The sequence below is a fragment of the Cohnella xylanilytica genome, assembly GCF_014212175.1.
In the GTDB taxonomy this organism is placed as follows: Bacteria; Bacillota; Bacilli; order Paenibacillales; family Paenibacillaceae; genus Cohnella; species Cohnella xylanilytica.
The window spans coordinates 17,866-41,771 of record NZ_JACJVR010000013.1; the positions used below are offsets into that span (position 1 = coordinate 17,866).

General features: G+C 61.9%; 27 protein-coding genes. 6 read left to right on the forward strand and 21 right to left on the reverse strand.

All coding sequences use genetic code 11. The annotated features are described in order from the left end of the window. Window positions 1–195 precede the first annotated feature (195 nt). Both H7B90_RS04235 and H7B90_RS04240 read left to right on the forward strand, forming a co-directional pair. On the forward strand, window positions 196–1,584 hold the full coding sequence (locus H7B90_RS04235) for an MBOAT family O-acyltransferase (protein WP_185134638.1): 1,389 nt from the start codon (window positions 196–198) through the stop codon (window positions 1,582–1,584). Window positions 1,585–1,602: 18 nt separating this feature from the next. Continuing rightward, window positions 1,603–3,075: a copper amine oxidase N-terminal domain-containing protein gene (locus H7B90_RS04240; protein ID WP_185134639.1), complete on the forward strand. Its 1,473-nt coding sequence runs from the start codon at window positions 1,603–1,605 to the stop codon at window positions 3,073–3,075. A 99-nt stretch (window positions 3,076–3,174) separates the two neighbouring features. Here H7B90_RS04240 and H7B90_RS04245 read toward each other — a convergent pair whose 3' ends face one another. From H7B90_RS04245 to H7B90_RS04295, 11 genes are all read right to left on the reverse strand, one after another. Next, a complete protein-coding gene (locus H7B90_RS04245) occupies window positions 3,175–3,435 on the reverse strand; it encodes a YuzB family protein (protein ID WP_185134640.1) in 261 nt (86 codons plus the stop codon). After that, window positions 3,422–3,724 (reverse strand): iron-sulfur cluster assembly accessory protein, encoded by a 303-nt coding sequence (locus tag H7B90_RS04250; RefSeq protein ID WP_185134641.1) that lies wholly within the window; start codon window positions 3,722–3,724, stop codon window positions 3,422–3,424. The genes H7B90_RS04245 and H7B90_RS04250 overlap by 14 nt, the downstream gene beginning before the upstream one ends. Window positions 3,725–3,862: 138 nt before the next feature. Beyond that, window positions 3,863–4,114, reverse strand: coding sequence for a hypothetical protein (locus H7B90_RS04255; RefSeq protein WP_185134642.1), 252 nt, complete (start codon window positions 4,112–4,114; stop codon window positions 3,863–3,865). A 103-nt stretch (window positions 4,115–4,217) separates the two neighbouring features. Next, entirely contained in the window at window positions 4,218–5,432 is a 1,215-nt protein-coding gene (locus tag H7B90_RS04260; RefSeq protein WP_185134643.1) for a M14 family metallopeptidase, read from the reverse strand. A 131-nt stretch (window positions 5,433–5,563) separates the two neighbouring features. Further along, window positions 5,564–6,376, reverse strand: coding sequence for a glutamate racemase (gene racE / locus H7B90_RS04265; RefSeq protein ID WP_185134644.1), 813 nt, complete (start codon window positions 6,374–6,376; stop codon window positions 5,564–5,566). Between the two features lie 177 nt (window positions 6,377–6,553). Further along, entirely contained in the window at window positions 6,554–6,859 is a 306-nt protein-coding gene (locus H7B90_RS04270) for a YtxH domain-containing protein (protein ID WP_185134645.1), read from the reverse strand. A 100-nt stretch (window positions 6,860–6,959) separates the two neighbouring features. Continuing rightward, window positions 6,960–7,445, reverse strand: coding sequence for a hypothetical protein (locus H7B90_RS04275; protein ID WP_185134646.1), 486 nt, complete (start codon window positions 7,443–7,445; stop codon window positions 6,960–6,962). 855 nt (window positions 7,446–8,300) lie between these two features. Continuing rightward, window positions 8,301–8,972 carry a helix-turn-helix transcriptional regulator gene (locus tag H7B90_RS04280; protein WP_185134647.1) on the reverse strand — a complete coding sequence of 224 codons (672 nt, stop codon included), beginning with the start codon at window positions 8,970–8,972 and terminating at the stop codon, window positions 8,301–8,303. Between the two features lie 190 nt (window positions 8,973–9,162). Further along, on the reverse strand, window positions 9,163–9,600 hold the full coding sequence (locus tag H7B90_RS04285; protein ID WP_185134648.1) for a DUF86 domain-containing protein: 438 nt from the start codon (window positions 9,598–9,600) through the stop codon (window positions 9,163–9,165). Between the two features lie 3 nt (window positions 9,601–9,603). Further along, the gene (locus H7B90_RS04290) at window positions 9,604–9,741 is read right to left on the reverse strand and encodes a hypothetical protein (protein ID WP_185134674.1); all 138 of its coding nucleotides are present in this window, start codon (window positions 9,739–9,741) and stop codon (window positions 9,604–9,606) included. Window positions 9,742–9,754: 13 nt separating this feature from the next. Then, window positions 9,755–10,042, reverse strand: coding sequence for a Dabb family protein (locus tag H7B90_RS04295; protein ID WP_185134649.1), 288 nt, complete (start codon window positions 10,040–10,042; stop codon window positions 9,755–9,757). 115 nt (window positions 10,043–10,157) lie between these two features. Between H7B90_RS04295 and H7B90_RS04300 the strand changes: the two genes are divergently transcribed. After that, window positions 10,158–10,415 carry a hypothetical protein gene (locus tag H7B90_RS04300; RefSeq protein ID WP_185134650.1) on the forward strand — a complete coding sequence of 86 codons (258 nt, stop codon included), beginning with the start codon at window positions 10,158–10,160 and terminating at the stop codon, window positions 10,413–10,415. A gap of 48 nt (window positions 10,416–10,463) precedes the next feature. Here the strand turns inward: H7B90_RS04300 and H7B90_RS04305 are convergent, their stop codons facing one another. Continuing rightward, the gene (locus H7B90_RS04305; RefSeq protein WP_185134651.1) at window positions 10,464–10,838 is read right to left on the reverse strand and encodes a cupredoxin domain-containing protein; all 375 of its coding nucleotides are present in this window, start codon (window positions 10,836–10,838) and stop codon (window positions 10,464–10,466) included. Window positions 10,839–10,977: 139 nt separating this feature from the next. After that, window positions 10,978–11,412, reverse strand: coding sequence for a phage holin family protein (locus H7B90_RS04310; RefSeq protein WP_185134652.1), 435 nt, complete (start codon window positions 11,410–11,412; stop codon window positions 10,978–10,980). 278 nt (window positions 11,413–11,690) lie between these two features. On the opposite strand from H7B90_RS04310, the gene H7B90_RS04315 reads away from it, so the two are divergent. The 3 genes from H7B90_RS04315 to H7B90_RS04325 are packed head-to-tail and all read left to right on the forward strand — an operon-like array spanning window position 11,691 to window position 13,736. After that, on the forward strand, window positions 11,691–12,029 hold the full coding sequence (locus H7B90_RS04315) for a hypothetical protein (protein ID WP_185134653.1): 339 nt from the start codon (window positions 11,691–11,693) through the stop codon (window positions 12,027–12,029). A gap of 35 nt (window positions 12,030–12,064) precedes the next feature. Further along, window positions 12,065–13,135, forward strand: a complete 1,071-nt coding sequence (locus tag H7B90_RS04320; protein WP_185134654.1) for an FAD:protein FMN transferase — start codon at window positions 12,065–12,067, stop codon at window positions 13,133–13,135. Then, a complete protein-coding gene (locus H7B90_RS04325) occupies window positions 13,119–13,736 on the forward strand; it encodes a ferric reductase-like transmembrane domain-containing protein (RefSeq protein ID WP_185134655.1) in 618 nt (205 codons plus the stop codon). The genes H7B90_RS04320 and H7B90_RS04325 overlap by 17 nt, the downstream gene beginning before the upstream one ends. 97 nt (window positions 13,737–13,833) lie before the next feature. Here the strand turns inward: H7B90_RS04325 and phoU are convergent, their stop codons facing one another. The 8 genes from phoU to H7B90_RS04365 all read right to left on the reverse strand — a co-directional run bounded on the left by phoU (window position 13,834) and on the right by H7B90_RS04365 (window position 23,899). Next, window positions 13,834–14,493 carry a phosphate signaling complex protein PhoU gene (phoU, locus tag H7B90_RS04330; protein WP_185134656.1) on the reverse strand — a complete coding sequence of 220 codons (660 nt, stop codon included), beginning with the start codon at window positions 14,491–14,493 and terminating at the stop codon, window positions 13,834–13,836. A 30-nt stretch (window positions 14,494–14,523) separates the two neighbouring features. After that, complete coding sequence (gene pstB, locus H7B90_RS04335) at window positions 14,524–15,279, reverse strand: phosphate ABC transporter ATP-binding protein PstB (protein WP_185134657.1); 756 nt, start codon at window positions 15,277–15,279, stop codon at window positions 14,524–14,526. Window positions 15,280–15,416: 137 nt separating this feature from the next. Next, window positions 15,417–16,316 carry a phosphate ABC transporter permease PstA gene (gene pstA, locus H7B90_RS04340; protein WP_185134658.1) on the reverse strand — a complete coding sequence of 300 codons (900 nt, stop codon included), beginning with the start codon at window positions 16,314–16,316 and terminating at the stop codon, window positions 15,417–15,419. Continuing rightward, entirely contained in the window at window positions 16,313–17,275 is a 963-nt protein-coding gene (gene pstC / locus H7B90_RS04345; protein ID WP_185134659.1) for a phosphate ABC transporter permease subunit PstC, read from the reverse strand. Before pstC ends, pstA begins: the two co-directional genes overlap by 4 nt. Window positions 17,276–17,380: 105 nt before the next feature. Continuing rightward, the gene (locus H7B90_RS04350) at window positions 17,381–18,238 is read right to left on the reverse strand and encodes a phosphate ABC transporter substrate-binding protein (RefSeq protein WP_185134660.1); all 858 of its coding nucleotides are present in this window, start codon (window positions 18,236–18,238) and stop codon (window positions 17,381–17,383) included. A 33-nt stretch (window positions 18,239–18,271) separates the two neighbouring features. Beyond that, entirely contained in the window at window positions 18,272–19,666 is a 1,395-nt protein-coding gene (locus H7B90_RS04355) for a stalk domain-containing protein (protein WP_246578769.1), read from the reverse strand. Window positions 19,667–20,485: 819 nt separating this feature from the next. Continuing rightward, a complete protein-coding gene (locus H7B90_RS04360; protein ID WP_185134662.1) occupies window positions 20,486–21,274 on the reverse strand; it encodes an alpha/beta hydrolase in 789 nt (262 codons plus the stop codon). Between the two features lie 183 nt (window positions 21,275–21,457). Continuing rightward, a complete protein-coding gene (locus H7B90_RS04365) occupies window positions 21,458–23,899 on the reverse strand; it encodes a beta-mannosidase (protein WP_185134663.1) in 2,442 nt (813 codons plus the stop codon). Window positions 23,900–23,906: the final 7 nt, after the last annotated feature.

Here is a 23,906-nt window from a genome sequence, read left to right on the forward strand (position 1 = left end):
GGACGCGCGAACGGCACCGCGAACGGCAGCTTCGTTCCGGTGCCCTTCTTTTTGCGCCGGGAGGCATTTGAACTTTTGCAGGTCGAAGTACGTCGATTTTTAAGAAAAAAATAAAGGAAAATGTATTTTAATATGCTACAAAGTCGTTGATAATAGGTTGAGCAGCAATTCATCGCGGAAAGAAAGAGGGACGACATGTTATTCAATTCATACCCGTTTATCTTCCTGTTCCTGCCGGTCACGGCCATCGTATACTTCCTTCTGATCCGCTTCCGGTGGGTCGTCGCGGCCAAGACCTGGCTGGCTCTAGCTTCATTGTTCTTCTACGGTTATTGGAACGTCAAGTACATACCGCTTATTCTGGCCTCCATCGTCTTCAACTACCTGATGGGAAGATGGCTGGCCGCCTGGTCCGGGCGAAGCGTCGGCCAGAGGCGCGCCGTGCTTATCGCCGGCCTCGTCATCGACATCCTGCTGCTCGGCTACTATAAGTACGCGAACTTCCTGCTGCAGAACGTAGGCGAGCTGACCGGCCACACGTATTCGCTGCTGCAGATCGTGCTGCCGCTCGGCATCAGCTTCTTCACGTTCACGCAGATCGCGTTCCTCGTCGACGCCTACAAGGGCAAGGCGAAGGAGTTCAATTTTATCAGCTACACGCTGTTCGTGACGTTCTTCCCGCACCTGATCGCGGGCCCGATCCTTCACCACAGCGAGATGATGCCGCAGTTCGACCGCAAGCGCAACAAGGTGTGGAACTGGTCCAACGCGGCCCGCGGCGTCTACGTCTTCTGCATCGGCTTGTTCAAGAAGGTCGTCATCGCCGACACGTTCGCCATCCACGCGAACTACGGGTTCTCCAAGGCGACGGAGTTCACCGATTCCTGGATCGCCGCCCTGTCCTACACGTTCCAGCTCTACTTCGACTTCAGCGGATACACGGACATGGCGATCGGGATCGCGCTTCTGTTCAACATCCGGCTGCCGCAGAACTTCAATTCGCCCTATAAGGCGACCAGCATCACCGACTTCTGGAGACGCTGGCACATGACGCTGAGCCGGTTCCTCCGGGATTACATCTACATCCCCCTCGGCGGCAATCGGAGAGGCTTCGCGATCGCCAACCGGAACCTGATCATCACGTTCCTGATCGGCGGCCTCTGGCACGGGGCCGGCTGGACGTTCATCCTGTGGGGAGCTCTGCACGGCGTCGGACAAGCGATCCAGCGCGTCTGGACCCGCCGGGGTCGGCCGCTGCCGACCTGGTTCGCCTGGTTCCTGACGTTCCTGTTCATCAACGTCACGTGGGTGTTCTTCCGCGCCGAAGACTTCCACCAAGCCATTCGCCTGCTCAAGGGGATGGCCGGCCTGAACGGCTTCGGCCTCGACCTGGTCAAGGCGCACTGGGCTCCGATTCTGCTCATCATCGTGTTCCTGCCGTTCGTCCTGATCTTCAAGAACTCTTCCGAGAAGGAGGAGCGGTTCAAGCCCAGTTGGCAAATCGCTCTCGGCTGCGCCGTTCTCTTCATCGTCTCGCTGCTGTATTTGAACCGGATCAGCACGTTCCTCTACTTCAACTTCTAGAAAGGCGGTCGTTCCCGCATGTCCGCATTATCCAACACCGAATCCAGATCGGCGCGAGCCCCGTCCTTGAAGAAGCGCTCGAGGCGCATGGTCGGCTGGTTCGCCCTGTTCTCCGTCATCGCGGCCGCGGCCGTCTTCGCCATGACAGCGGTCATCGACCCGCTGCAGTTCTACCATAAGGTGACCTGGTACACGCCGCGCTTCTCGACCGAAGAGCGGTATCAGAATCCGGGTCTGGCCAAAAATTGGGATTACGACACGATCATCATCGGCACCTCGATGACCGAGAACTTCCTCCCTTCCGTCGTCGGCAAGGAGCTCGGAGGCAAGGTCATGAAGCTGTCGATGGAAGGCTCGACGGCCGACGAGCACCACAAGATGGCGCAGGTCGCCCTGCGCACGGGCAAGGTCAAGAAGATTCTGTGGGGGCTCGATTACTTCTCCCTGAAGGCGAATTCCTACGACAACAGCTCCAAGTTCCCGGAGTACATGTACGACGACAAGCTCTGGAACGATTACAAGTACTTATTCAACTATTCGGTGTTCGAACAGTTTTTCGCCAGCCTGAAGGCCCGCTACGACGGCTTGAAGCAGCAGAACCTCGAGTATCTCAACAACTGGAACCGCATCGTCACGTACGGCAAGGACCGGGTGGGCAAGGCTTATTCCAAGGCCAATCTCGAAGAGACGTACTTCGGCATCAACGAGGAGAGCCTGGACGTCGTGAAGAAGAGCTTCAACGACAATATCCTGGCGCTCGTCAAGGACAACCCGGACGTGGAATTTTACGTCTATTACCCGCCCTACAGCGTGCTGCGCCAGACCGTCTGGTACGACACGAACTCGGCCCGGTTCGAGAACCAGATCCAGATGCGCAAGTGGATGTACGAGCAGTTCTCCAAGTATCCGAACGTCAAGCTGTACGACTTCCAGGCGGCGGACGAATGGACGTACGACCTCGATCTCTACAAGGATTTGTCCCACCACAAGCAGGACGTCAACACGTGGATCGCGGAAGCGATCGGCCGGGACGATCCGAAGTACCGGGTGACGGATCAGAACGTCGACGAGCTGAACGCCCGGCTGGAGGAGGACGCCCGCACGGCGACGCTCACGACGGCCAACGACGCGGTCCGCTTCCAGGTCGTCGTGGACGGCAAGCCCGTCTCCTTCGCGAACCGCATCCTGGCCGAAGAAGGAGACGAGCTGTTCGTGCCCGCCAAGCTCGCCGCCGCCCAGCTGAAGGCCGACATTCAGTGGGATCAGGCGACGAAGACGGCCATCCTCTCCTCGGGCGGAACCAAGGTGAAGATGACCGCCGGCAGCAAGCAGGCTTCTACGAACGACAAGACGGTCGAAGCCAAGTACGCTCCCGAGCTGAACGGCGGAACGCTGCTCGTCCCGCTCGGATTCGTCGCCGGCCAGCTCGGCTGGAACGTCGGCGTCGGGCAGGCGGACGAGAAGATGAGCCAGATGACCATCGCGAAGTAAGGACGGACGGCTCCCGCGAATGCAAGAAGCCCCGGCAAGCGCTCTTCAAGAGACGCTTGCCGGGGCTTCTTCCTTGTTCGTGCGCTTGGACGGACGGAATTACTTCAAGTACTTGCGAGCTTTCTCCACCGCTTCGTCTTCGGTCGAGGCGGTAATGTACCGCCCGTTCACGTATACGAAGGCGTAACGCTTGCAGGGGCCGCAATAAGACTTGCAGCCGACCTTGATCTCGGCGCCGGGCGCCGCCGCCTGCAGCTTGCCTACGAGCGCCTTGACGCGCACGTGGCGGCATTTGTCGCAGACGCGAATATCGTTGGCCGGCTTGGCCGCCCGCGAGGAGGATTCCTCAGTGCTCGCCATGGTTGCCTTTCGATGGATTGGTGATGACGAAGCCTTCTTGCGGGAAGTACAAGTAGTCAATGATGATTCCGTCCAGGAAGTCCTCGCCGGACTTCAGCAGCACGTCGATTCCTTTGTCCGTCGAGACGATGACGTCGTCTTCCTTCGGCTTGTCCAGGTCGAGCCCGTAGTGGGCATGGTCGCCGTGGCTGTGCGTGACGAACGCGCGAAGCTTCAGCTCGGCGTTCTCCGGCTTGTCCAATTCGACTCGCAGCACTTTGGCCGCGTTGCGCGTGATCTTGCATTTCATGATGGCTATCGCTCCTGTCCACATATTCGGTCGGGCCGCGTAATCGCGGTTCGGCGCTTGATGAGTTCTCGCTCTATTGTAATGGCACGCCGCCGCTTGCGCAAGATCGCAAGCCAAGGCGAACGGTCCGTCTCCTTGTTATTCGAGCGCGTCCAAGCCGTACTTGCGCTCCATCCGGCCGGCGAACCAGCCCGCCGCCGCGAGCGTCACCGCGATGTCGTCGATCGGGACGAACGGCATGACGTCCGGCAGCACCCAATACAGCGCGACCGGCACGATGAACCAGAGCTTGTCCGCGATCGCGACCCGGGGGGAGCGCACGATCCTCCATACCCGGGACGGCAGATGCGTCCATAGCCGAACCCAGGATCCGAGCGGTCGCCGGGCCATGCGAATTCCTCCCCTTGCTTCGTGTTGTGCTGCGTCGTGTCGCGAAGTCGCCGTCTCCCAGAAGTGTACCCTTCAGAAGACGCGTTGAACCGTCGTCACTCCTTCACTCCGTCCATTCCATCGCTTCCGTCAGCAGCGAGACCGTCTCCGGATACAGATCCGCCAGCGATTCGAGCGGCAGCGGGTTGCGCCCCCACCCCGCTTCCACCGTGAAGCCGGGCCGCCGGAATTCGGCGATGAACCAATCCTTGAAGCCGGCGTCGCTTCCTTGAAGCCGGACGGGCCGGTACCCCGAAGCCTTGCCGAGCCTGTCGGCGAGCTGCGAAGCGTGAGGGGGTTCCAGGTCCCGGTAATTCCAGTAGATCTCTTCCCCTTGCGTATGGAAGGAGAGCGCCGCGTGGAAGCCGATCTCCCGCGTAAACTCGGCGAGCGCCCTCGCTTCGGGTTCGGACAGCGGAGCGGGGCCGGAATAGTCGCGAGGACCCGGTCCGGCCACCGCTCTCCGCTTCTTCTCTTCCTCCCAGAAGGCCGGGAACTGGTCGTTCAGGTCGACGCCGCGCACGTTGGCCTTCCACCGGCGAAACCTGGTAGAGCCGTTGTTCCACCGTAGCAGCTCCTTGTAGCAGGGATGCTCCGGGGAGAGATCCTCTTGCGTCAGATCGACCCCGTCCGGATTGACCATCGGCACGAGCCACAGCGTACAGCGACGGTACAGCCCCGCCGCCGGCTTGCCGCCGATCGTCCCGTGGCGCTTGCACGCCTTGGCGTAATCCTCCGCGAACCGCATGAGCGCAAGCGACGTGATCCATTCGTTGGCGTGAACGGCGCCGTTCGCGTGCAGCCGGAAGGAGCCTTCCCCGATCCGGATCGCGTGAATCGGCTTGCCGAGAACGCTGTGACCGATAACGGTCGAGTGGAGAAAAGGATATTCCCGCTTCAGCCGCTCGAGATCCTTGGCCAGCTGGGCCGAGCCGTATTCCGCGTCGGAGCGGACGATCCGGTCCTGACCGGCTGCCGGAAGCTCGATCCACTGCCCTTCCTCCGGCTGCGAATCCGGTTCCGGGTCCCGGTTGAGCTCGCGCAGCCGAGCTTCCGCGCAGCCCGCCTTGGCGGCGATGGACGCCCAAGTGTCCCCCGGCTGCGCCGCGTAACGGCGAGGCAGCCGGACGGGAACCTGCAGCATCTCGCCCGCGATCAGCGGCTCTCCTTCCGTCCACTGCGGATTCGCGGCGATGAGGGAGCCGTAGGAGATGCCGAAGTGCGACGCGATTCGGCGGGGGGTATCTCCCGGACGTACGACATACGTGATCGTGGTCATCGATTATCCCTCCCCATCTGCATCGATTCTACGATATATGAGAGGGAGAGAAGCAAAATGCCACCCGGCGGCGGGTAACCGCTCCCGGGTGGCCGATTCGGCTTATGGAACCGGTGCGGATGCGTTCCGGATCAGGCTCCGATGTGCGGCACTTGCCACACGACGGGCGTCAACCGGATCTGCTCGCCGAGCCAGTCTTGGGCGATCTCTTGGAACTTCTTCGAATCTCCGCTGCAGAAAAACTGGTGCACCGGGGATTCCACGCTGCCCGCCAGTTGATTGTTCTCATGAAGGATCGTGCTGATCTCCCGGGCCGTCTCGTCGGCCGAGCTGATCAGCGTCACGCTCGGTCCCATCACCTCGGAGATCGTCTCCGTCAGGAACGGGTAGTGGGTGCAGCCGAGAATGAGGCAATCGAGGTGACTGCTTCGCAGCGACGCCAACGATTGGAGCACCGTCTGGTACGTCTCCGGCGAACGGAAGTTGCCGGCTTCGACGAGCGGGACGAACCTCGGACAGGCCTTGCTCACGACTTCGACATGCGGCGACAATCGTCGCAGCGCCTGTTCGTACGCGCCGCTCTTGATCGTGCCTTCCGTGCCGATGACGCCGATCCAACCGGTCTTCGTCCTTCCGATCGCCGCCCGGGCGCCCGGGTTGATCACTCCGACGACGGGGATGCGGACGCGGCTGCGGATGTCCTCGAGAGCGACGGCGGTCGCGGTGTTGCAGGCGATGACGATCATTTTCGGATTGAATTGGGCCAGATAATCGACGATTTCGCGAGTGAAGCGAATGATTTCTTCCGCGGGTCGCGGACCGTAAGGAGTACGTGCGGTGTCGCCGAAATACACAATTTTCTCCCGGGGCAACTGACGCATCACTTCTTTGACGACAGTCAGTCCTCCCACGCCGGAGTCCAAGACTGCGATCGCTTGTTGCACGAGAACACCGCTTTCTTCATGTAAAGTGATGACTGAACATGATACATTATGAGACCTTTTCGCAAAAGGTACCTACATCTTAGCTCATATTCGGACGAGGTTCAAGGCACGCCGACAAGCCGCCCTGCGGGAGAGGGCGGCTTGCTTCGGGAGTGCCGATAGTTGGTTGTAGAGGGATCAGAGAGCGGCGGAATCTTCCGGAGCAGCTTGGTCGGACTCGGATTCCGTCTTCTCCTTCTTGGCCAGCTTCGAGCGAATGTCCGTCGCCCAGTCGTTGGACCGCTTGACGAGGGACTGCGCCGTGCTTCCGGCCTTGCGGCCGAGCTCGGCCGTCTTCTCCCCGACGTTATGCGCCGTCTCGGCGATGTCCTTGCGCAGCTCGCTGCCTTTCTTCGGAGCGAACAGCAGCGCCGTTACCGCTCCCGTCACCGCGCCGGCAAGCGCTCCCCACAGAAACGATTTTACCGCTTTTTTCTCGGCCATGATCGAATTCTCCTTCCGGTACTAAGCTTGCGCACGGCGGCCTTCATACGCCCCGGTTCGTGTGAACCGGCGATGGGCCGGCCGGCGTCTTCGAAGCCGTTCACCGTTTCTCGTCCGCATGTTCGTCCGCCGCCGCGGCAGCCGGGGAGAATGCGTTGGCGACCCGGCGCCGCCAAGCGTTCCAGAGATGAAGGCCGACGTCCGTCCAATCGAGCGCTTCCTCCAGACGCCGCATCTGTCTCTCCTCCGTCTCCGCCAGCTTGTCGGATACCCGTTCGGTCCATTGGATCGCCGTCCGCGACGCGGTCCGGGCAATCGTCTGAGCCGCTTCCCCGAGCGCCCGCCCCCCTTCCGCGAGCGACTCGAAGCCTTCCAGGCTTCTGCGGCACAGCTCCACCGTCTCGGAAGCTTCCTGTCCGAGCTTCCTCCACTGCCGCAGCGTCGCTTCCGCCTCCCGATCGAGCCTCTCGATCGAGGCGTCCCACCGGCGCAGCAAGCGCCGGATCGCGAGCGCCGCGGCCGCGATGGCCATCACGACCGCGATTCCCGCGGCGATGGCGATATAAGCCGCCCATTCCCATGCCAAGCCAACGCACCTCCCTTCTCCTCAGCTCTCGCTCTGGGCACCCGGGACATCCGCCCATGCGGTTAATGTAGTATAAGAAGATTGGGCTTGTCTTGACACAAGGGACAGAGCCGAATTTCATCCGCTTGGCCGCCTCGCTGCCCGTTTCGCCTCTTTTCCCGCGCTATCACTTTTTCCCTTATTCCCATCCCCCCGCTCTATCGGCTCCTCTTCACACCCTCTCCTCGCGGCTTATCCGCCTTAATCCGGCTTATACCCGCTCTCCCCTCTGCTCAGGTATCCTGCCTCTATCTTGGATGCCGCTCCAATCCTTCAGGCTGATCTATCCCCTTATCCCCTCCGCTCAGTCGGCTCGTCTTCACACCCTCCCCTCCGGCTTATCCGGCTTATACCCGCTCTCCCCTCTGCTCAGGTCATACGATTTGATTTTAGGGGCCTCGTTTTATTTAGAAGATTAGAAATGGGCATTCAAATGAGCAATTGCCCAATTCCAGACAGAAGTCTTCTATCTGAGCCGATGGGAGAATGACGATAAGTCGGATAAAGAAGAACTCATGAAACTGAGCCAAGGGGAGAGCGGCGGTAAATGACCAAATGAGCTAAAGAGAAACTCCCCTAACCGCAGACGGAAGTCCGCAACCTGAGCCGATGGGAGAATGGCCCTAAGATGCGATAAGGAGAACCCGTTGCTTCGAAGAAGCGAAGCACGAGCTAAAACGCGGGGAGAGCGGCGAGATCCTGAGCGGATGGGAGAGCAGCGGGAAGGCGGCAGTTGAGGACGATAGACGAGACGCGAGGAAAATAGGCCAATCAAAAAGACATGCCCGTCAACATCGTTCCGTGAGGGCATGTCTCTTATTCGGCGATCCGCGCTGCCTCCGCCCGCTGGGGGTCGGGTCGGATCGCGTAGGTGCAGCGCTGGCCGCCGTCCGCGAAGCATTCGGTGCGCTCGACGTCGGCGCCGAGCAGGTCCCGGAACAGCCGCTCTTCGCAGCGGCAGGCTTGGCGGTACCGGTTGGCGACCTGGGCGATCGGGCAATTGCGTTCGTACAGCTTGTAGGTGCCGTCCGGCTCCAGCTCCCAGTCGGCCATATAGCCTCCGGCATTCTGAATGGAAGCGAGCTCGGCCACCCGCTCCCCGAGCGACTTATCCGTCATGCGTTCCCGATACTTGGCCTCCAGCTTGCCCCGACGGCCGTCGAACAGCTTGTCGACCATCTCGGACCCGCCGTCCTGCTCTTCCAGCTCCGCGAGAAGGTCCAGCGTCAGGTGAGGATAATTCTTCGGGAACAGATCGTCGGCGAGTTCGGTGAGGGAGTAGCGGTAAGACGGCCTCCCCATCGCTTGCCGGAACAAGGACGATTGGATGAACCCGTCCCGCTCCAGCGTCTGAATATGGCGGCGAACGCCCATCTCGGTAATGCCGAGCGCCTTGGACAGCTCCAGAATGCTGCGGTCGCCTTCGGTTCGAAGCAGCTGGAGCAATTGACGGCGTGTTGTCCCTTCTTCCTGCGGCGGCACGGGCATCCTCTCCTCTCCCAAGCGGCGACCCCGGACGTTGCCGCGCTCGTGCTCGATTCGTTGATCCTCTTATTGTACCGGATGTTCAGGGCGGAGTAAATTTATTTTTCCAACCCAAAAGTATGCAAAGTCCGCCGATCGCCCCTAGCCAGGGACAAAAAAAGAAGCAAGGCGTCTCCGGCCGGAGAACGCCTCGCTATCTCTTATCCCATGGATCCAATTCCCTGCGCAAATATTCCTTCACCTCGGAGGCGAAGCCGCTCAGAAGCTCAGGCAGCGCACCGGTCGCCGGATGCAGCTCGGCGCGCGGCCAGCTGTCGTATTCCTGCACGAGAGGCTTGCGCAGCGACACGAGCGAACGCAGCGCCGCGCCCCGTTCCGCGGAGACGACGCCCTCGCCCGCGATGATGTCCACGATGTCCTCGTAGCTGCTGGCGTCCCGCATCATGAAGCCGTCGATCAGGAAGCTTCCGACGTCGGTCACGATCTCCAGCGCGAGATGCAGAGCCCTCTCCTGCGCCAGACCTTCCAGCAGCGTACCCTTCCAATGCGCCGCGAGCGCGCCCGCCGCTTCCGCGAGATCGGGAATGCACGCTAATCGGCTCTCGATTCCTTGCCGGTTGACGTAATACATCGCTCAGCCCCCATCGTCCCGGCGGTTGCGCTTGCCCTTGCGCTTCAGCCAAATGACCATGACGATCGCGCTGATGATAATCACCAGCAAATACGTCATCATCTCGTACAGATCTCCTGCACCCGAGTCGGTCGAATTCACGGCCCTCTTCCTTTCAGCTTACGTAGTCGACGCTGACCGAAGCTTCCCGCACTTCGTTCATGTGCTCGATGACTTTCTTATGCTCGGGGTGGACTTGATACGCCTGCAGCGCGTCCAGATCGGCGAAAGTCGTCGTCAGCGCGATGTCGAAGGAACGCTCCGAGTGCAGAACGTCCGTGCCGACTTCGATGGACAGAAGCTCGTCGATCTTGCCTTCCAGGTTGCGAAGCACCTGGGCGGTCCGCTCGACGCTCTCCGGGCTGCGATCCTTCAACTTGAACAAGACGATATGGGTAATCATAGCGGTTGTCCTCCTTCGATTCGTATCCAATTGTTCGCTTCCTCCGCATGAGGGTTCCCGCCGTCACGCATACTAACGGCAAAAAAGGCGTCCATCTCGCGGAAGGGAGACCATCTTGCGCTACCGAGTCACCTTGGCGTGTACGCTGATCGGCGTGGCGCTGTGCTTGTTCAACGCCACCGGCTACGATCCGCATAACCTGTTCCTCGCCATGTTCAGCGTGCCGATGTGGTTCGTCGAAGTGTTCGGCGACATCCATCAGGTCAACGTCTGGTTTATGTACGTGCTGACCGTGCTTAGCTGGGCTCTGATCGGATACGTGTCCGACCGGCTGATCGCCCGGACCCAATCCAGAAGCCGAAGAACGGCCTAGCCGTCTGCAAAAAAGGAGCCGGAAGGCTCCTTTTTCTCCGTCATGATATTACTCCACGATAACCTTGGCGATCATCTGGGTGTGGCCTTGGCCGCACATGATCGAGCACTTCAACTCATAAGTGCCGGGTTTGTCGAACGTGAATTCCTGCTTCGGATTGTCCTTGGTCAGGTTGATGCCCAGATCGGCGATCTCGGCGCCGTGGTTGCCCAGCTTGTTGGAGAAGCTGACGACGTAAGGCGTATTCGCTTTAACATGGTATTCCTGTTGGTCGAAATTAAAGTTGGTCGCGCTGATCTTCAGAAGTTCCGTACCTTCCGCCAGCTTCTCTTCCTTCGGCTTCTCGGGCAGCCCTTGCGCGAGCAAGTATACGCCGAACAAGCATGCGACTACGATCAAGACTGGCATGATCCACTTGTACATTGATGCTCCCCCTGCTTCCTCAAATGTCTACCTCTTATATTACCTAAAATCCCCGATTGATCTCAACTGTTCGGAGAAGAAGAGCGTCAACTTTTTTTCACATTTGACAAAATGATGAACAAGCGGAACATTCCTCTTGCTATTTGGCAGGGGGATCCCCTTTCCCCGGCGGTTCGGACGACCCGTTCCCGGAACGATCCCGCAGGATCTGGACGGCTTTGCGCAGCCGGTCCGGCAGCGGCAATCCCATTCGTCCGTAATTTTCCATAATCGACAGCAATTCATTCACGATGTAAAAATAAATCGCCCCGCCCATCGCGATGTTCTCCCCGAGCAGCACGTCGATCCGGTGCGCGATCAGCACGACGAGCAGCATCAGCCCCTTGCGCCCGAGCCCCCAGAATCCGATCGAGCTGTTCAGCCCCTTCCCCTCCCGGAGAGAGGCGATGACTCCGGTCAAATAATCGACTCCCATGACGAGCAGCAGCAGCGTCAACGATTCGGACCAGATGCCGAACGAGAATACGAGGAGGGAGCCGAGCACCGCGCACGCCATGCCCAGATTGGGTTGCATTCCTAATCCCCCTTTGCCGAGACATTCTTCGACAGTATATGAAGGGTGGACAAGATGAGCCACGTCCGTTCGTCCCTCGCCGGAAGCGGATAGCGGCGGAGCCCCGCGGCGGGACGTAGGCGAGCCGGTTAGCGGACGGGCGGCTTGACGGGCAGCGGCTGGAGGCGCGCGACGGGCAGCGGGCGGCGCGATTTTCAGCTGTTTTTCATCTTCGCCTCAAGCGCTCCTAAGGTTGGGCTGCGATAATGGGCTTATCGATCAGGAAAGGATGACGGACCGTGGCGAACAACAAATGGATCAAATGGATCGTCGGACTGTCCGGAGCGGCTCTGTTCTCCGGCCTCGTCGGCTTCCTCTCGAACGAGGGCGCGGCGACCGCTACCGCGACCGCCGGGCCGTCCGCCGTACAGAGTCCGGATAGCGGACAAGACTCCCTCAAGGACCAATGGAACGCGGACGACGGCGCCCAAGACGCCGTTCCGGACGACGGCTCCGGCGATACCGGAAGCGGCTTCGGCCGGCGCGGAGCGGGGGACGGCTTCTCCGGCTCGTACGGCGGCGATGCCGGACAAGACGGCTCCTCGTTCGGAGGCCGCATGCGCACCCGGGCTTCTTAACGTACCGGCGAACGACAGACAAGGAGGGAACGAATATGCATGCTTTTCACACGATGAACACCGGGTTCTCCACGGCGGGCCTGCCCCGCTCTTCCCAAGCCAAAGCGGAATCCTGGTTCTCCTTCGTCGAGAGGAACCTGAGCCGCTTCTCGCCGACCAGCGAGCTGTCGGCGCTGAACCGGTCCGCGGGCCGGCCGTTCATGGCCTCGGCGCTGCTCTATCAAGCGCTGGCGGCCGCCAATCGCTTCTATGAAGAGACGGACGGCCTCTTCAATCCGTACGTGGGCCGGCTTCTGAGCGACCTGGGCTACGGGACGTCCTTCGAGACCTTAAGCGGCGCCGATCCGAAAGAGGGGGATGCGGGGGCGAAGGCCGGGGCGGCGCACGGGAGGAGCGCCGGATCGACGCACGGGCCGGACGGCACGTCGTTGCGGCAGGCCGGGTCGGCCGTTCCCGACGGAAGGAACGCTCCCGCCGGCCCCGAATCTCCCCTCCGCCCGGGACTACTCCTCAGCCCCGGATCCCCCGCCGCGCTTAACGACCGGATGATGAGCGTCACGCTCTCCCCCGGCGCTTCCGTCGACCTCGGCGGGTTCGCCAAGGGCTGGAGCGCGGACCAGCTCTCCGCCATGCTTCTCAAGGAAGGCGTGCGCACGGGGGCGATCGACGCCGGGGGCGACATCGTCCTCTGGGGCTGCCCGCCCGGCGGCTGGGAGATCGGCGTTGCGAGCCCGTTCGCGCCGGACCGGGACCTGCTGTCGCTGCGAATCGGCGGAGCCGCCGGCGTCGCGACGAGCAGCCGCCTGAAGCGGCGCTGGCGGGACGAGTCCGGCGCCGAGCGCCACCATCTGCTCGACCCGCGGACTTCGCTGCCGGCCGATACGGATCTCGTCCAGGCGACGGTGCTCGCGCCTACGCTGACGGAAGCCGAGGTCTACGCCAAGTGCCTGCTCATCCTCGGCTCCGAAGAGGGCATTCCCTGGCTTCGCGCCAGGCGGCCGGGCTGCGCTTATGTGGCCGTCCGCGAGGACGGGGCGGTCTTGCGCGATCCGTCGGCGGCCGATCGCGAAGACGAAGGAGGCCTTCATTATGCGCACGCTATCTGAGCTGCTCACCGTATGGACGACGACGAGAGCCGCCGGCATCACGTCCTATCTGCTGCTGTACGTCTCGACGGTCGCCGGGCTGCTCGTCAGCTCCAGAATGGCGTCCAAGCGCGCCAAGGCCGCGATCCTGGGCGTCCATCAATGGAGCGGCTGGTTCGGCTTCCTCTTCGGCGCCATGCACGGCATGGTGCTGCTGTTCGACCGATACGTCGGCTACTCGGCCTTCGAGCTGGCCGTTCCGTTCGCTTCGGACGACCACCGGTATTTGAACGGGATCGGGACGCTGACCTTCTATATCTCCGCGCTGCTCCTCCTAAGCTCCGACCTGATGAAGAAGCTCGGCAAGCGCGTCTGGCGCGCGATCCACTTCCTGGCCTTCGCCGGGTACGGCCTCGCCTTGTGCCACGGGCTGCTGCTCGGGACCGATTCCCGCCAAGGCTGGATGCTCGCCATGTATGCCGCGACGGCGGCCTCGGTCGTCCTGCTCACGGCCATGCGGATCTACGGCGCGAGGCGGAAGAGCTCCTCTTCCGAGTACATCCCGCCCGCCGGCGGGGCGAAGCCCGTTCCCCTGGCCGGAGAGCGCCGAATCGTCCGCTGACGGCGCAGCGCCGCATACGGCAAAAGCCTGCCCGCCGGTCGACAGACACCGGGGGCAGGCTTTGGTTGCATAGGTCGGGATCCGAGCCCTCGTCGCATCAAGCGTTCAAGTCCGGCCTCGTCCCCGTCACGAGATAGACCGTGCTCTCCCCGATGTTCGTCGCGTGGTCCGCGATCCGCTCGAAGTAGCGCCCGACGAAGCTGAGCAGCGTCGCCTGCGAGATCGTCTTCGGATCCTCCACCATGATCGTGAGCAGCTCTCGAATGATCTGGCTGTACAGGGCGTCCACGACGTCGTCGTCCTTCGCCATCTTGTAGGCGAGGTCGACGTTCTCGGCGACGTAGGACTGGACCGACTCGCGGGTCATCGTCGAGACGATCTCCGACATTCTCGGCAGGTCGATCAGAGGCTTGATCAGCGTCTGGCCTTCGAGCCGGAGCACGACCTTGGCGACGTCGACGGACAGGTCGCCCATCCGCTCGAGATCGGAGGCGATCTTGAACGCCGCCAGAATACGGCGCAGATCCTTCGCGACAGGCTGCTGGGTGGCGAGCAGCTTCGCGCCCAGCTCCGTCACCCTCTCCTCCAGCTGGTTCAGCTCCAGGTCCTCCTTGACGATGCGCCGCGCCTTGATGACGTTGAGGTTCACGAGGGCGTCGGTCGCGTCGACGAGCGCCCTCTCCACCCGGCTTCCCATCTCCGAGAGCAGCGTCTGCATCTCCTGCAAGCCTTTATCGAATTCTTTTCTGACGGTCATCGTCTCGTCCTCCCGGGAGCGGCGTCCGGATTAGCCGAACCGGCCGCTGATATAATCTTCCGTCCTCTGGTCGGACGGATCGGAGAACAGCTTCTCCGTGTCGGAATACTCCACGACCTCCCCGTTCAGGAAGAACACCGTCTGATGGGACACGCGGGCCGCCTGGTGCATGTTGTGCGTCACCATGACGATCGTGTACTTGTCCTTCAGCTCCTGGGCGAGCTCCTCGATCTTGAGCGTGGAGATCGGGTCGAGCGCCGACGTGGCTTCGTCCATGAGCAGGATGTCGGGTTCGACGGCGAGCGCCCGGGCGATGCACAGACGCTGCTGCTGGCCCCCGGACAGGCTGAGCGCCGAGCGCTTCAGGTGGTCCTTCACCTCGTCCCACAGGGCCGCCGCCTTCAGGCTGTTCTCGACGATCTCGTCGAGCTGCTTCTTGCCGCGGATGCCGTGAAGACGGGGGCCGTACGCGACGTTGTCGTAGATCGACTTCGGGAACGGATTCGGCTGCTGGAACACCATGCCGACCTTCTTGCGAAGAGTCTCGACGTGCACGTCGCCGGAATAGATGTCGGTGCCGCCGATCTCGATCTTCCCTTCGATTCGCGTCCCCTGGATCATGTCGTTCATCCGGTTGAGCGTGCGGAGCAGCGTCGACTTGCCGCAGCCCGACGGTCCGATGAACGCCGTGATGGCTCGCTGCGGTATTTCCAACGATACATTTTTAAGCGCGTGGAAGGCGCCATAGAACAAGTTAAGCTTCTCGATCTGGATCAAAGCTTGCATAGGAACGTATCCTCCCGTAACGGAATTGCCGGTCCGGCGCGGCGAATCGGCCCTGGCGTCGGTCGGGGTCGGCATTCTCGGATCGATTGCAGGTTCGTAAGGGGACCGCGCGCGGCGCGGCTCCCGTTCGCCATGCGTCAGCCTTTGGTCTTGCGCGAATTGAACCAGAGCGGCACGCGGAAGACGAGGTTGATGAGCAGCACGACGAAAATAAGCACGGAGGTCGCCTTCTGCGCGATCTCTTGCGCGTCCGGCACGATCGCCTCCGATTGGACGTACCACAGATGCACGGCCAGCGTCTCGCCCGGGGAGAACAGATTGAAGTCCCACATCTCCCCGGAGGTCGTCACGCCCGCGGTCAGGATGATGACCGCGCTCTCGCCGAACGCGCGGCCGGCCGTCAGGCAGATGCCCGTCACGATGCCGGACAGCGCCACCGGGATGAGCACCCGCCGGATCGTCTGCAGGTGGGTAGAGCCGAGCGCGAACGACGCGTTCTTCAGCTCGACGGGGACGGAGCGGATCGATTCCTCCGTGACCCGGGTCAGGACGGGCAGGTTCAGGAACGCCAGGCTGACCGCGCCGCCGAGGATGGTGAGGCCGATCTGGAACATCTCGACGAACAAGGCGATGCCGAACAGGCCGAAAATAATCGACGGCACCGAGGAGAGCCCCTCGACGCAAATCCGGATGAGGCCGATCAGCCTGTTGTCCGGAGCGAACTCCGCCAGGTAGATGCCGGCGGCCATCCCGAGCGGAATGGAGATGACGAGCGAGATGAAGAGCAGGTAGAACGAGTTGAACAGGGCCGGGCCGATGCCGCCGCCCTCCTCGATCTCGCTCGGCAGACCGTACAGGAAGTCCCAGGTCAGCTTCGGCAGGCCGTTCTTCAGGAGCAGGAACAGGAGTCCGCAGATGAACAAAATGACGAGAGCTCCGATCCCCCACACGAGGCCGGTGAAGATCCGGTCGAGCGCGGCCGCGCGACCGTTGCGCTTGCCGAACGAGTTAGCCGCCGCCTTCGATGGTTGGCTCATGATTCGCGCGCCCCTCTCTTCTGCAGGAATCGGACGGCGACGATCATGAGCAGCGAGATGACGAGCAGCAGGAAGCCCATCAGGTAGAGCGCGTAGTTCCACGTCGAATCGAACTCGACGCTCGAGATCTGCATGACGATGTTGCTCGTGAGCACCGCCGTCGGGGTGAACAGGCTGCTCGGCATCTGTGCCGTGTTGCCGATGACCATGACGACGGCCATCGTCTCGCCGATCGCGCGCGCCATGCCGAGGATGACCGCGTACAGGATGCCGCTGCGCGCGGCCGGCAGGACGACGCGGACGATCGTCTGGAAGCGGTTGGACCCGAGCGCGTAGGAAGCGTCGCGGTACTTCTTCGGGACGGCGCTGATGGCGTCGTCGCTGATCCGGCTGATCGTCGGCAGCACCATGATCGTGAGCACGATCGCCGCGGCGAGCAGGCCGTCGGCCAGCTCGTTGCCGGTCAGGTCGCGCAGCAGCGGGATGAGCACGGTGAGGCCGAGGAAGCCGTAGACGACCGAGGGGATGCCGACGAGAAGGTCGAGCACGGGCCTCAGGATGTTGCGAAGCCACGAGGGCGTCACTTCCGCCAGGAAGACGGCGATGACGACCGAGAACGGAACGGAGATGACGAGCGTCAGCAGGGTGAGCGCCACCGTGCCGAAGATGAAGATCAGGGCGCCGTAGCGGTCGTTCTCGGGGTCCCAGTCCGCGGAGAAGAAGAATTCGCGGAACGACACGTTCTGGAACGTCAGCACGCCGGTGCGGAACATGAGGAACAGGATGCACAGCAGCACCAGGCATACGAATACGGCGCTGGCGATGCAGGCGACGCGGAAGATCGAATTCGACCATCTCAGGCGGGCCTTGCGATCGAACGCGGGGCCCGAGCCGCCGCGAATGCTCTGCCCGAGCTCGGCCGGGGCTGCCGCCTGGGCGGAGGCGTTCAGATCAAGCATGGATGCGGTCTCCTCTCACAAAGAGAAGCCAGCTTTGCGCCCAGTACGCTGAAGCTGGCTGGCTCTTCGATATATGGGGAATCGGGGATGTCGGATCGGGTCCGATTATTTCTTGACGGCCGACAGCGGGATGAACTTCAGCTTCTTCAGCGAGCCGTTCTGGAACTTGCTGCTCTGAATGTACTCGATGAACGCCTTCGTCGCGCCGGTCGGCTCGCCCTTCGTCATGAAGTAGCCGATGCCCCATACCTTGTACGAGCCGTTCAGAACGTTCTTCTCCGTCGGAGCGACGTTGTTGATCTTCATCGCCTTCATCTTGTCGGTCACGTACGGAAGGTCGATGTAGCCGATGGAGTTCGGCGTCGTCTCGATCGTCGTCTTCATGTCGCCGCTGGAGCCGACTTCCTTGTAGTTGTCGCCCTTGCTCATGAGTTCCTTGCCTTCCAGCGCCTTCATCTGGAAGTTGACGCGCGTGCCGGAGCCGAATTTGCGGTTCACGACGACGATCTCGGCGTCGTCGCCGCCGACGTCCTTCCAGTTCGTCACTTTGCCGGAGAAGATGTCCTGGAGCTGCTTCGTGGTCAGGCTGTCCACCTTGACGTTCTTGTTGGCGACGGCCGCGAAGACGGTGACCGCGACCGGGTTGGCGACTTGGCCGTCGAACTTCTTGAAGCCCGGAACGTCCTTGGAAGCGTCCCAGTCGACCGCGCCGATGTCGGCGATGCCCTTGCGGACGGATTGCGGTCCCGTGATGGAGCCTGCCGCGGAAGCGGAGATTTTGACCTTCGGGTTCTGCTTCTTGAATTCGCTGGCCGCTTGCAGCGTCAGCGGGAGAAGGGCGGACGAACCGTTGATGACGATTTTGCCTTTCAGGGTGCTCGCGGCGCTGGCCGCGGACGTGACGCCCGCCATCAGGGAGACGGCCAGGGCGATCGCGGATACGGATTTAATCCATTTTTTCATGGGATAATGACTCCTCTCGAATCGATCGAATGATTATTTGGTGATAGGCTTCCATACGCCGCCGTCGTTAACGAACAGCTGGTCGTTCTTGACGATCGCGACTTGGGAACCGGATGCCGCGATCGAAGACACTTCGGCGGATACCGTGTACAGCTGCTTCTTGGACCCGGAAGCCAGGTCGATCTCGTAGATGCCGTTGTTGGCGTCGTTAACGGAAGCGAGCACGTACAGCTTGCCGCCCGCCAGCACCGTCTCGATCACGTCGGAATCCCCGTAGACGGTCGACGTCTTCTGGTCTTGGCCGACGACGAGCGCCTTGGCCGGTTGATCTTCGCTCGGCACGCTGACGTAGTAAGCCTTGACTCCGTCATCGGAAGCGACGAAGAGCTTGTCGTCAGTCGACGTCGTCAGTTGAACCGGCTTGCCTTCGGCAACCGTCGAGTCGAAGGAGAAGATCTGCTGCTGGTTGGCCGAGAAGTCGATGGAGACGTTGTCCTCGTCCACGTTCGTGGCGTCGCTCGTCACTTTGCCGAGGGTCGTCACCGTGTAGATGAACTTCGTGCCGTCCGGGGAGACGCTCAGGTTCGCCTTGTAATCGACCTTGTCGTCCAGCAGCTTCGTGATCGTGCCGGAAGCCGGGTCGAGCTTGGCGATGACCGAGCCCTTGTCGCCCTGCAGGAAGAAGATCGAGCTGCTGTCCGCCGACCAGACGAGCTCCGGCTTGATGTTATTGTCGGAGCTGATCTTCGACGAGACCTTCGTGGCCAGATCGAGCACGTAGACCGCGCCGTCGCTGTCCGTGTACGCGGCCTTGGCGCCGTTCGGAGCGACGACCAGGTCGGATGCATTCGTTGAATGAAGGAGCTGCTCGTACTTGCCGGACTTGGCGTCGACGAGATAGTCGGTGCGTCCGTCGTCGCCCGTTACGGAGACGATGAGCGAGGACGGGCCCGCGAAGCGCGGGTTCTCGGCGCCTTCGAGCAGCTTCACGGTCGAGACGTTGATCTGCCCGCCGTAGACCGCCACCGTGCCGCCCAGTCCCGCCACGAGAGGACGAAGGGCGATGTAGCTCGCGCCGTTCACGCTGCGGACCGCTTGAGCCAGCGAGACCGTCGTCCCGTCGGCGACCAGCTGCTTCGCGTTCAGCTTCACTTCGACCTTGTGGCCGTTCAATTCGACGGTCGTCACCCCGTTATGTACCGAGATCTGAGCTCCGACCGCGGTGCCGAGGTCGCGGATCGAGACGAGCGTCTCGCCGTTCGAGCGGACGACGCGGAACGGAACCGCGGTGCCGTTCACCGCGAAGGTCGCTTCCTGAACTTGGAGGGCCGACGCGGCGGACTTCGCCGGCGTCGCCGCGGACGCCGCCCCTGCCGCGGACGTTCCTACGACTGCTGCTACTACGGAGACCGCTAATGCTCTCTTCATCAACATTGGCTCTTGTCACCCTTCTTTAGGTATCTTAGTGGTTTTAAGCTAACTCCGTACCCTTCTGCCTGCTGCTTCCCGACCGATCGCTCGAGACTGGATCCCCCCGAATCAGAAGCTCGATAATTGTAAATGGGTTCCTTTACAATCGCTATTATAAGGACGAAGTGTAAACCGGGATTGGATGGTATATTTTCACATTGTTAAAATTTGCTCATGTTAGCAAAAGGGGGTCGTCTGACTCTTGCGTATAACCAGAGGAGCGCGGGTTAGCGATGCGGCCATCGGCCGCGGCGGCTGCGAACGGAGCGGCTATGCGCTCGGGCCAGCATGGCCTATATTGGGCCTTCGGCGGCCGACTTGCGCGGGAGGTCGTGCGGCAGAGGCCCAAGTTGGGCCTTCAGTAGCTGTTACGCACGGAGGGGGTTCAATTTGAGGCTTTCAGCAGCTGACTTGCATGGGGGTTTGTGCCGCCAAGGCCCAAGTTGGACCTTCGGCAGCCGTCTTGCGGGGGTTCGAGCGGCAGAGGGATAATGAATCTTCGGGATTCTCTATGCAGGGGGAGAACGTCCAAATGGAGCCGAAATCTAGCCGACCCTATGCGCATGGGCGGCCAACTCAAGATTTTGTAAGGTTCCGACTCGCAATAGCAGCCTAACGCCTCGGATCGCCTCCCTCTTTCTCGCACGGCGGGCAAGCAGGCAAACCCCGACTTCATTCATCCGCATCCGAAAAGCAAAAAAGAAGCCCTCCCGAAGGTCGGTCTCCCGCCTTCCCGGATGGCTTCTTCTTCTCCTAGCCGGCTCTGAGCCCGCGGGCTCAGAAGCCGTTATACTTCAACCACGACGCGCACGCGTCGGTCCAACCGCGGACATGGGCGTCGTCCTCCGCCAATCCCAAGCCGTGGCGGCCGCGGGCGTACACGTGAAGGTCGAACGGCACCCCGTGCTTGCGCAGCGCCGCCGCGAACTGCAGGCTGTTCTCGACGGGAACGGCTCCGTCGTCGGACGTGTGCCAGAGGAACGTCGGAGGCGTGTCGCTTGTCACTTGCTCGTCGTTGCTCATCAAGGCGACGAGCTCGGGATCCGGCTCCGGGCCGAGCAGATTGGCGCGGGAGCCCTCGTGGGTATGCGGATCGCGCATCGTGATGACCGGGTAGCACAGAATCGCCAGGTCGGGGCGGCTCGACTGCCGCTCGATCTCGTCCTCCGCGTCCGGTCGTCCCGCGTCGTAATGCGTGGCGGCGGAGGACGCCGCGTGCCCGCCCGCGGAGAAGCCTAAGATCCCGACCCGGCGCGGATCGATCCCATACCGCTTCGCCTCGTGCCGCACGGTGCGGATCGCCCGCTGGGCGTCGAGCAGAGCGCACGGATAACGGTAAGGCGCCACGCGATACCGCAGCACGAACGCCGAGACGCCGATCGAATTGAGCCAGAGGGCGATCGGCTCTCCCTCGTGATAGGCGCGCATGCCGTACCCGCCGCCCGGAAGGACGATCACCGCCGGATGTCCTTCCCCTTCCAGCAGATAGGGAGTGATAGCCGGACGGTCCTCGTCCGTCGTTCCCGCCGCGAAGGGCGCTCCTTCGGGCCACAATAATTTCTCCATCAGCCGATATCCTTCCTTCGTCTACCAAGAATAAGGTTCGTCGCTGATAGATTACCATACCGAAGGGATCGTTCGAAACGGGAACACGGCAAAAAAGCGAAACGGGGCCGCCCCCGCTTCGCCTTCCTGCCGCATCGCATACGCGTTGCCGTTCGTTGCTATGCCGATGCCAATGCCGCTCGATTAGACGTATCCGATCGTCCGGATGCCGTTAAGGCTGATCGCCCGCAGCTCCGCGCCTTCCGGCAGCGAGCCCTTCAGCACGATCTCCCGGGTCTCGCCCGCGCGCAGATCGAAGAAGTTGTCGGACAAGGCGCCCGGCACGTTCAGGACGCCGACGTCCTTCGCGAAGACGTCGGTCGTCAGCGTAATCGCCGTGTCCCCGTTGTCCAGCGGCCGGCTCGCGACCTGAACGTTCGCCGGCTTCAGCTTCAACTGGCGCGGCTTGCCGAGCAGATAGGCTTGGCGCGCCAGGACCTCGCCTCCGGCCGACAGCAGGCTCACGAACACGACGGTCGTCGCCGCGTCGAAGCCCGCGACGTTCAGCTTCCCGATCGCCGTGGAACGATAGCCCAGGCCCGAGACCTCCCGCTCTTCCGAGCGGACGACGGAATCGGTCGCCAGGTCGTAGAACTCCGCCTTCACCTTGCCGGAGAAGTCTCCGCGGTCGTGGACGACGAACAGGTCGGCTTCGTCCTGTCCCGGCTCGATCTTCGCGATCACGTTCGGCGACTGGAACGTCCGCTTCATATAGAAATACGAAGGCTTCTTCACCTTGCCGTAGTCGACGAGCGCCCAGCTGATCGACGGCCACAGGTCGCTCCACTGCCAGATGAGCGCGCCGGACGTGTCGGGCATCCTGGATACCCAGTGCTCCACGCCGAACCGAAGGGCGTTCGCCTGCATCAGCTGGTTGACGTAGACGAAGTCGTTCTTGTCGGCCGGCAGGCGGTAATCGCCTACCGTATAGTAGAAGAGACGCTGGATGCCGTTCGGCGCCTTCTGCATCGCGTCGAACTTCGGATCGCGCAGATCCGCGTCCGGATCGACCTTGTCGAGAACGAGCGCGGACGGGTACGACTGCATGCCGAATTCGGACAGGAACCGTCCGTTCACTTCCCGATATTCCTCGTAAGGATGCGTCTGCCCCCACACGTACCAGGAATGCATGTCGCCGTAGTCGCCTTCGTAGCGCGAATCGTCGAACGTGAGCGTGTACGGGCTCGTCGGCCAGTAAGGACGGAGCGTGTCGCGCCGGCAAGCTTCCTTCAGCACGTCGAAGTAAAGCTTCTCCCCGAAGCCGTGCTTGCGCTTCTTGCGGCTGCGCTCGATGAAGAACTGGTTCTCGTTGTTGCCGCACCAGAGCACGATGCTCGGATGATAGCCGAACTCGTCGATGACGAAGTCGGCTTCCCGGCGCACGAGCTCGCAGAACGCGTCGTCGTCCGGGTAGTCGCCGCAGGCGAACATGAAGTCCTGCCACACCATAATGCCGAGCCGGTCGCACTCCGCGAAGAAGTCGTGGTTCTCGTACGTGCCTCCGCCCCACACGCGGATCATGTTCATGTTGGCGGCCGCGATGTCCTCGATCTCGGTCCGGTATTCTTCGGCCGTGTCCAGGTTCGGGAACAGCTTCAGCGGAATCCAGTTGACGCCCTTGCACAGAATCTCGATCCCGTTGACGACGATGAGGAATTTGCGGCCTTGCTCGTCGTACGGCATCCGAATCTGGACGTCGCGAAGGCCGACCGTGCATGCCGATTCGCAGGAAGCGGCCGACGTCCGCACCTCCGCCTCCAGCCGGTACAGAGGCTGGGCTCCGTGGCCGGCCGGGTACCACAGCTTCGGATCGGCGATCTCGAGGCTCGCTTCGTAGACGCGCTCCCCGGGGGCGAGACGCACCCGCTCGCTCTTCTCCGCGACGATAAAGTCGCCGTCGTAGAGACGGCAGACGAAGTCCGCTTCGGTCGATTCCCCAAGGGCCGAGACGACTTTATGCTTCGCCGCAATAATCGCCTTGTCCTCGGCGATACTGACGATGCGGTAGCCGAGATGCTCGCCGCGAACGCCTTCGTAGCTCTCCACGCGCACGGCCTTGTGAATGCCGACCGTAGCCACGCGGGCGCCCCAGTCCCAGCCGTAGCCGTACTGGGCTTTGCGCCCGAACAGCCGGGGCGAGATGCCGTTCCAGAGGAAGAGCGACTCGCCGAACGCCTTCTCCTTCTCCTTCATCGTCTCCGTCGGAGAGAAGATGCGCACGGACAGCTCGTTCTTCGCCTGGGCGATCCCCCGGATATCGAACCGGTAGGAGATGAACATGTTCTCCGTCCGTCCGAGAACGGTGCCGTTCAAGCTCACTTCGGCGAACGTGTCGATCCCTTCGAAGACAAGCTCGAGAGCTTGCGAGCGAAGCTGTTCGCCGTCAAGCTCGAACGTTCTCGTATATACCCAGTCGTCGTGCTCGACCCACTCGATCTTCGGCTCGAACAACGTATCGTATTCGTTCGGGAGCGCTCCCTGCTCCATGAGATCCTTCTGGATGAACCCCGGCACCCGCGCCCGGTATTGCTCGTTCGTCCGGACGTTAGCGGCCGTCCATATTCCGTTTAGTTCCGCGATCCGCATTTCTTCG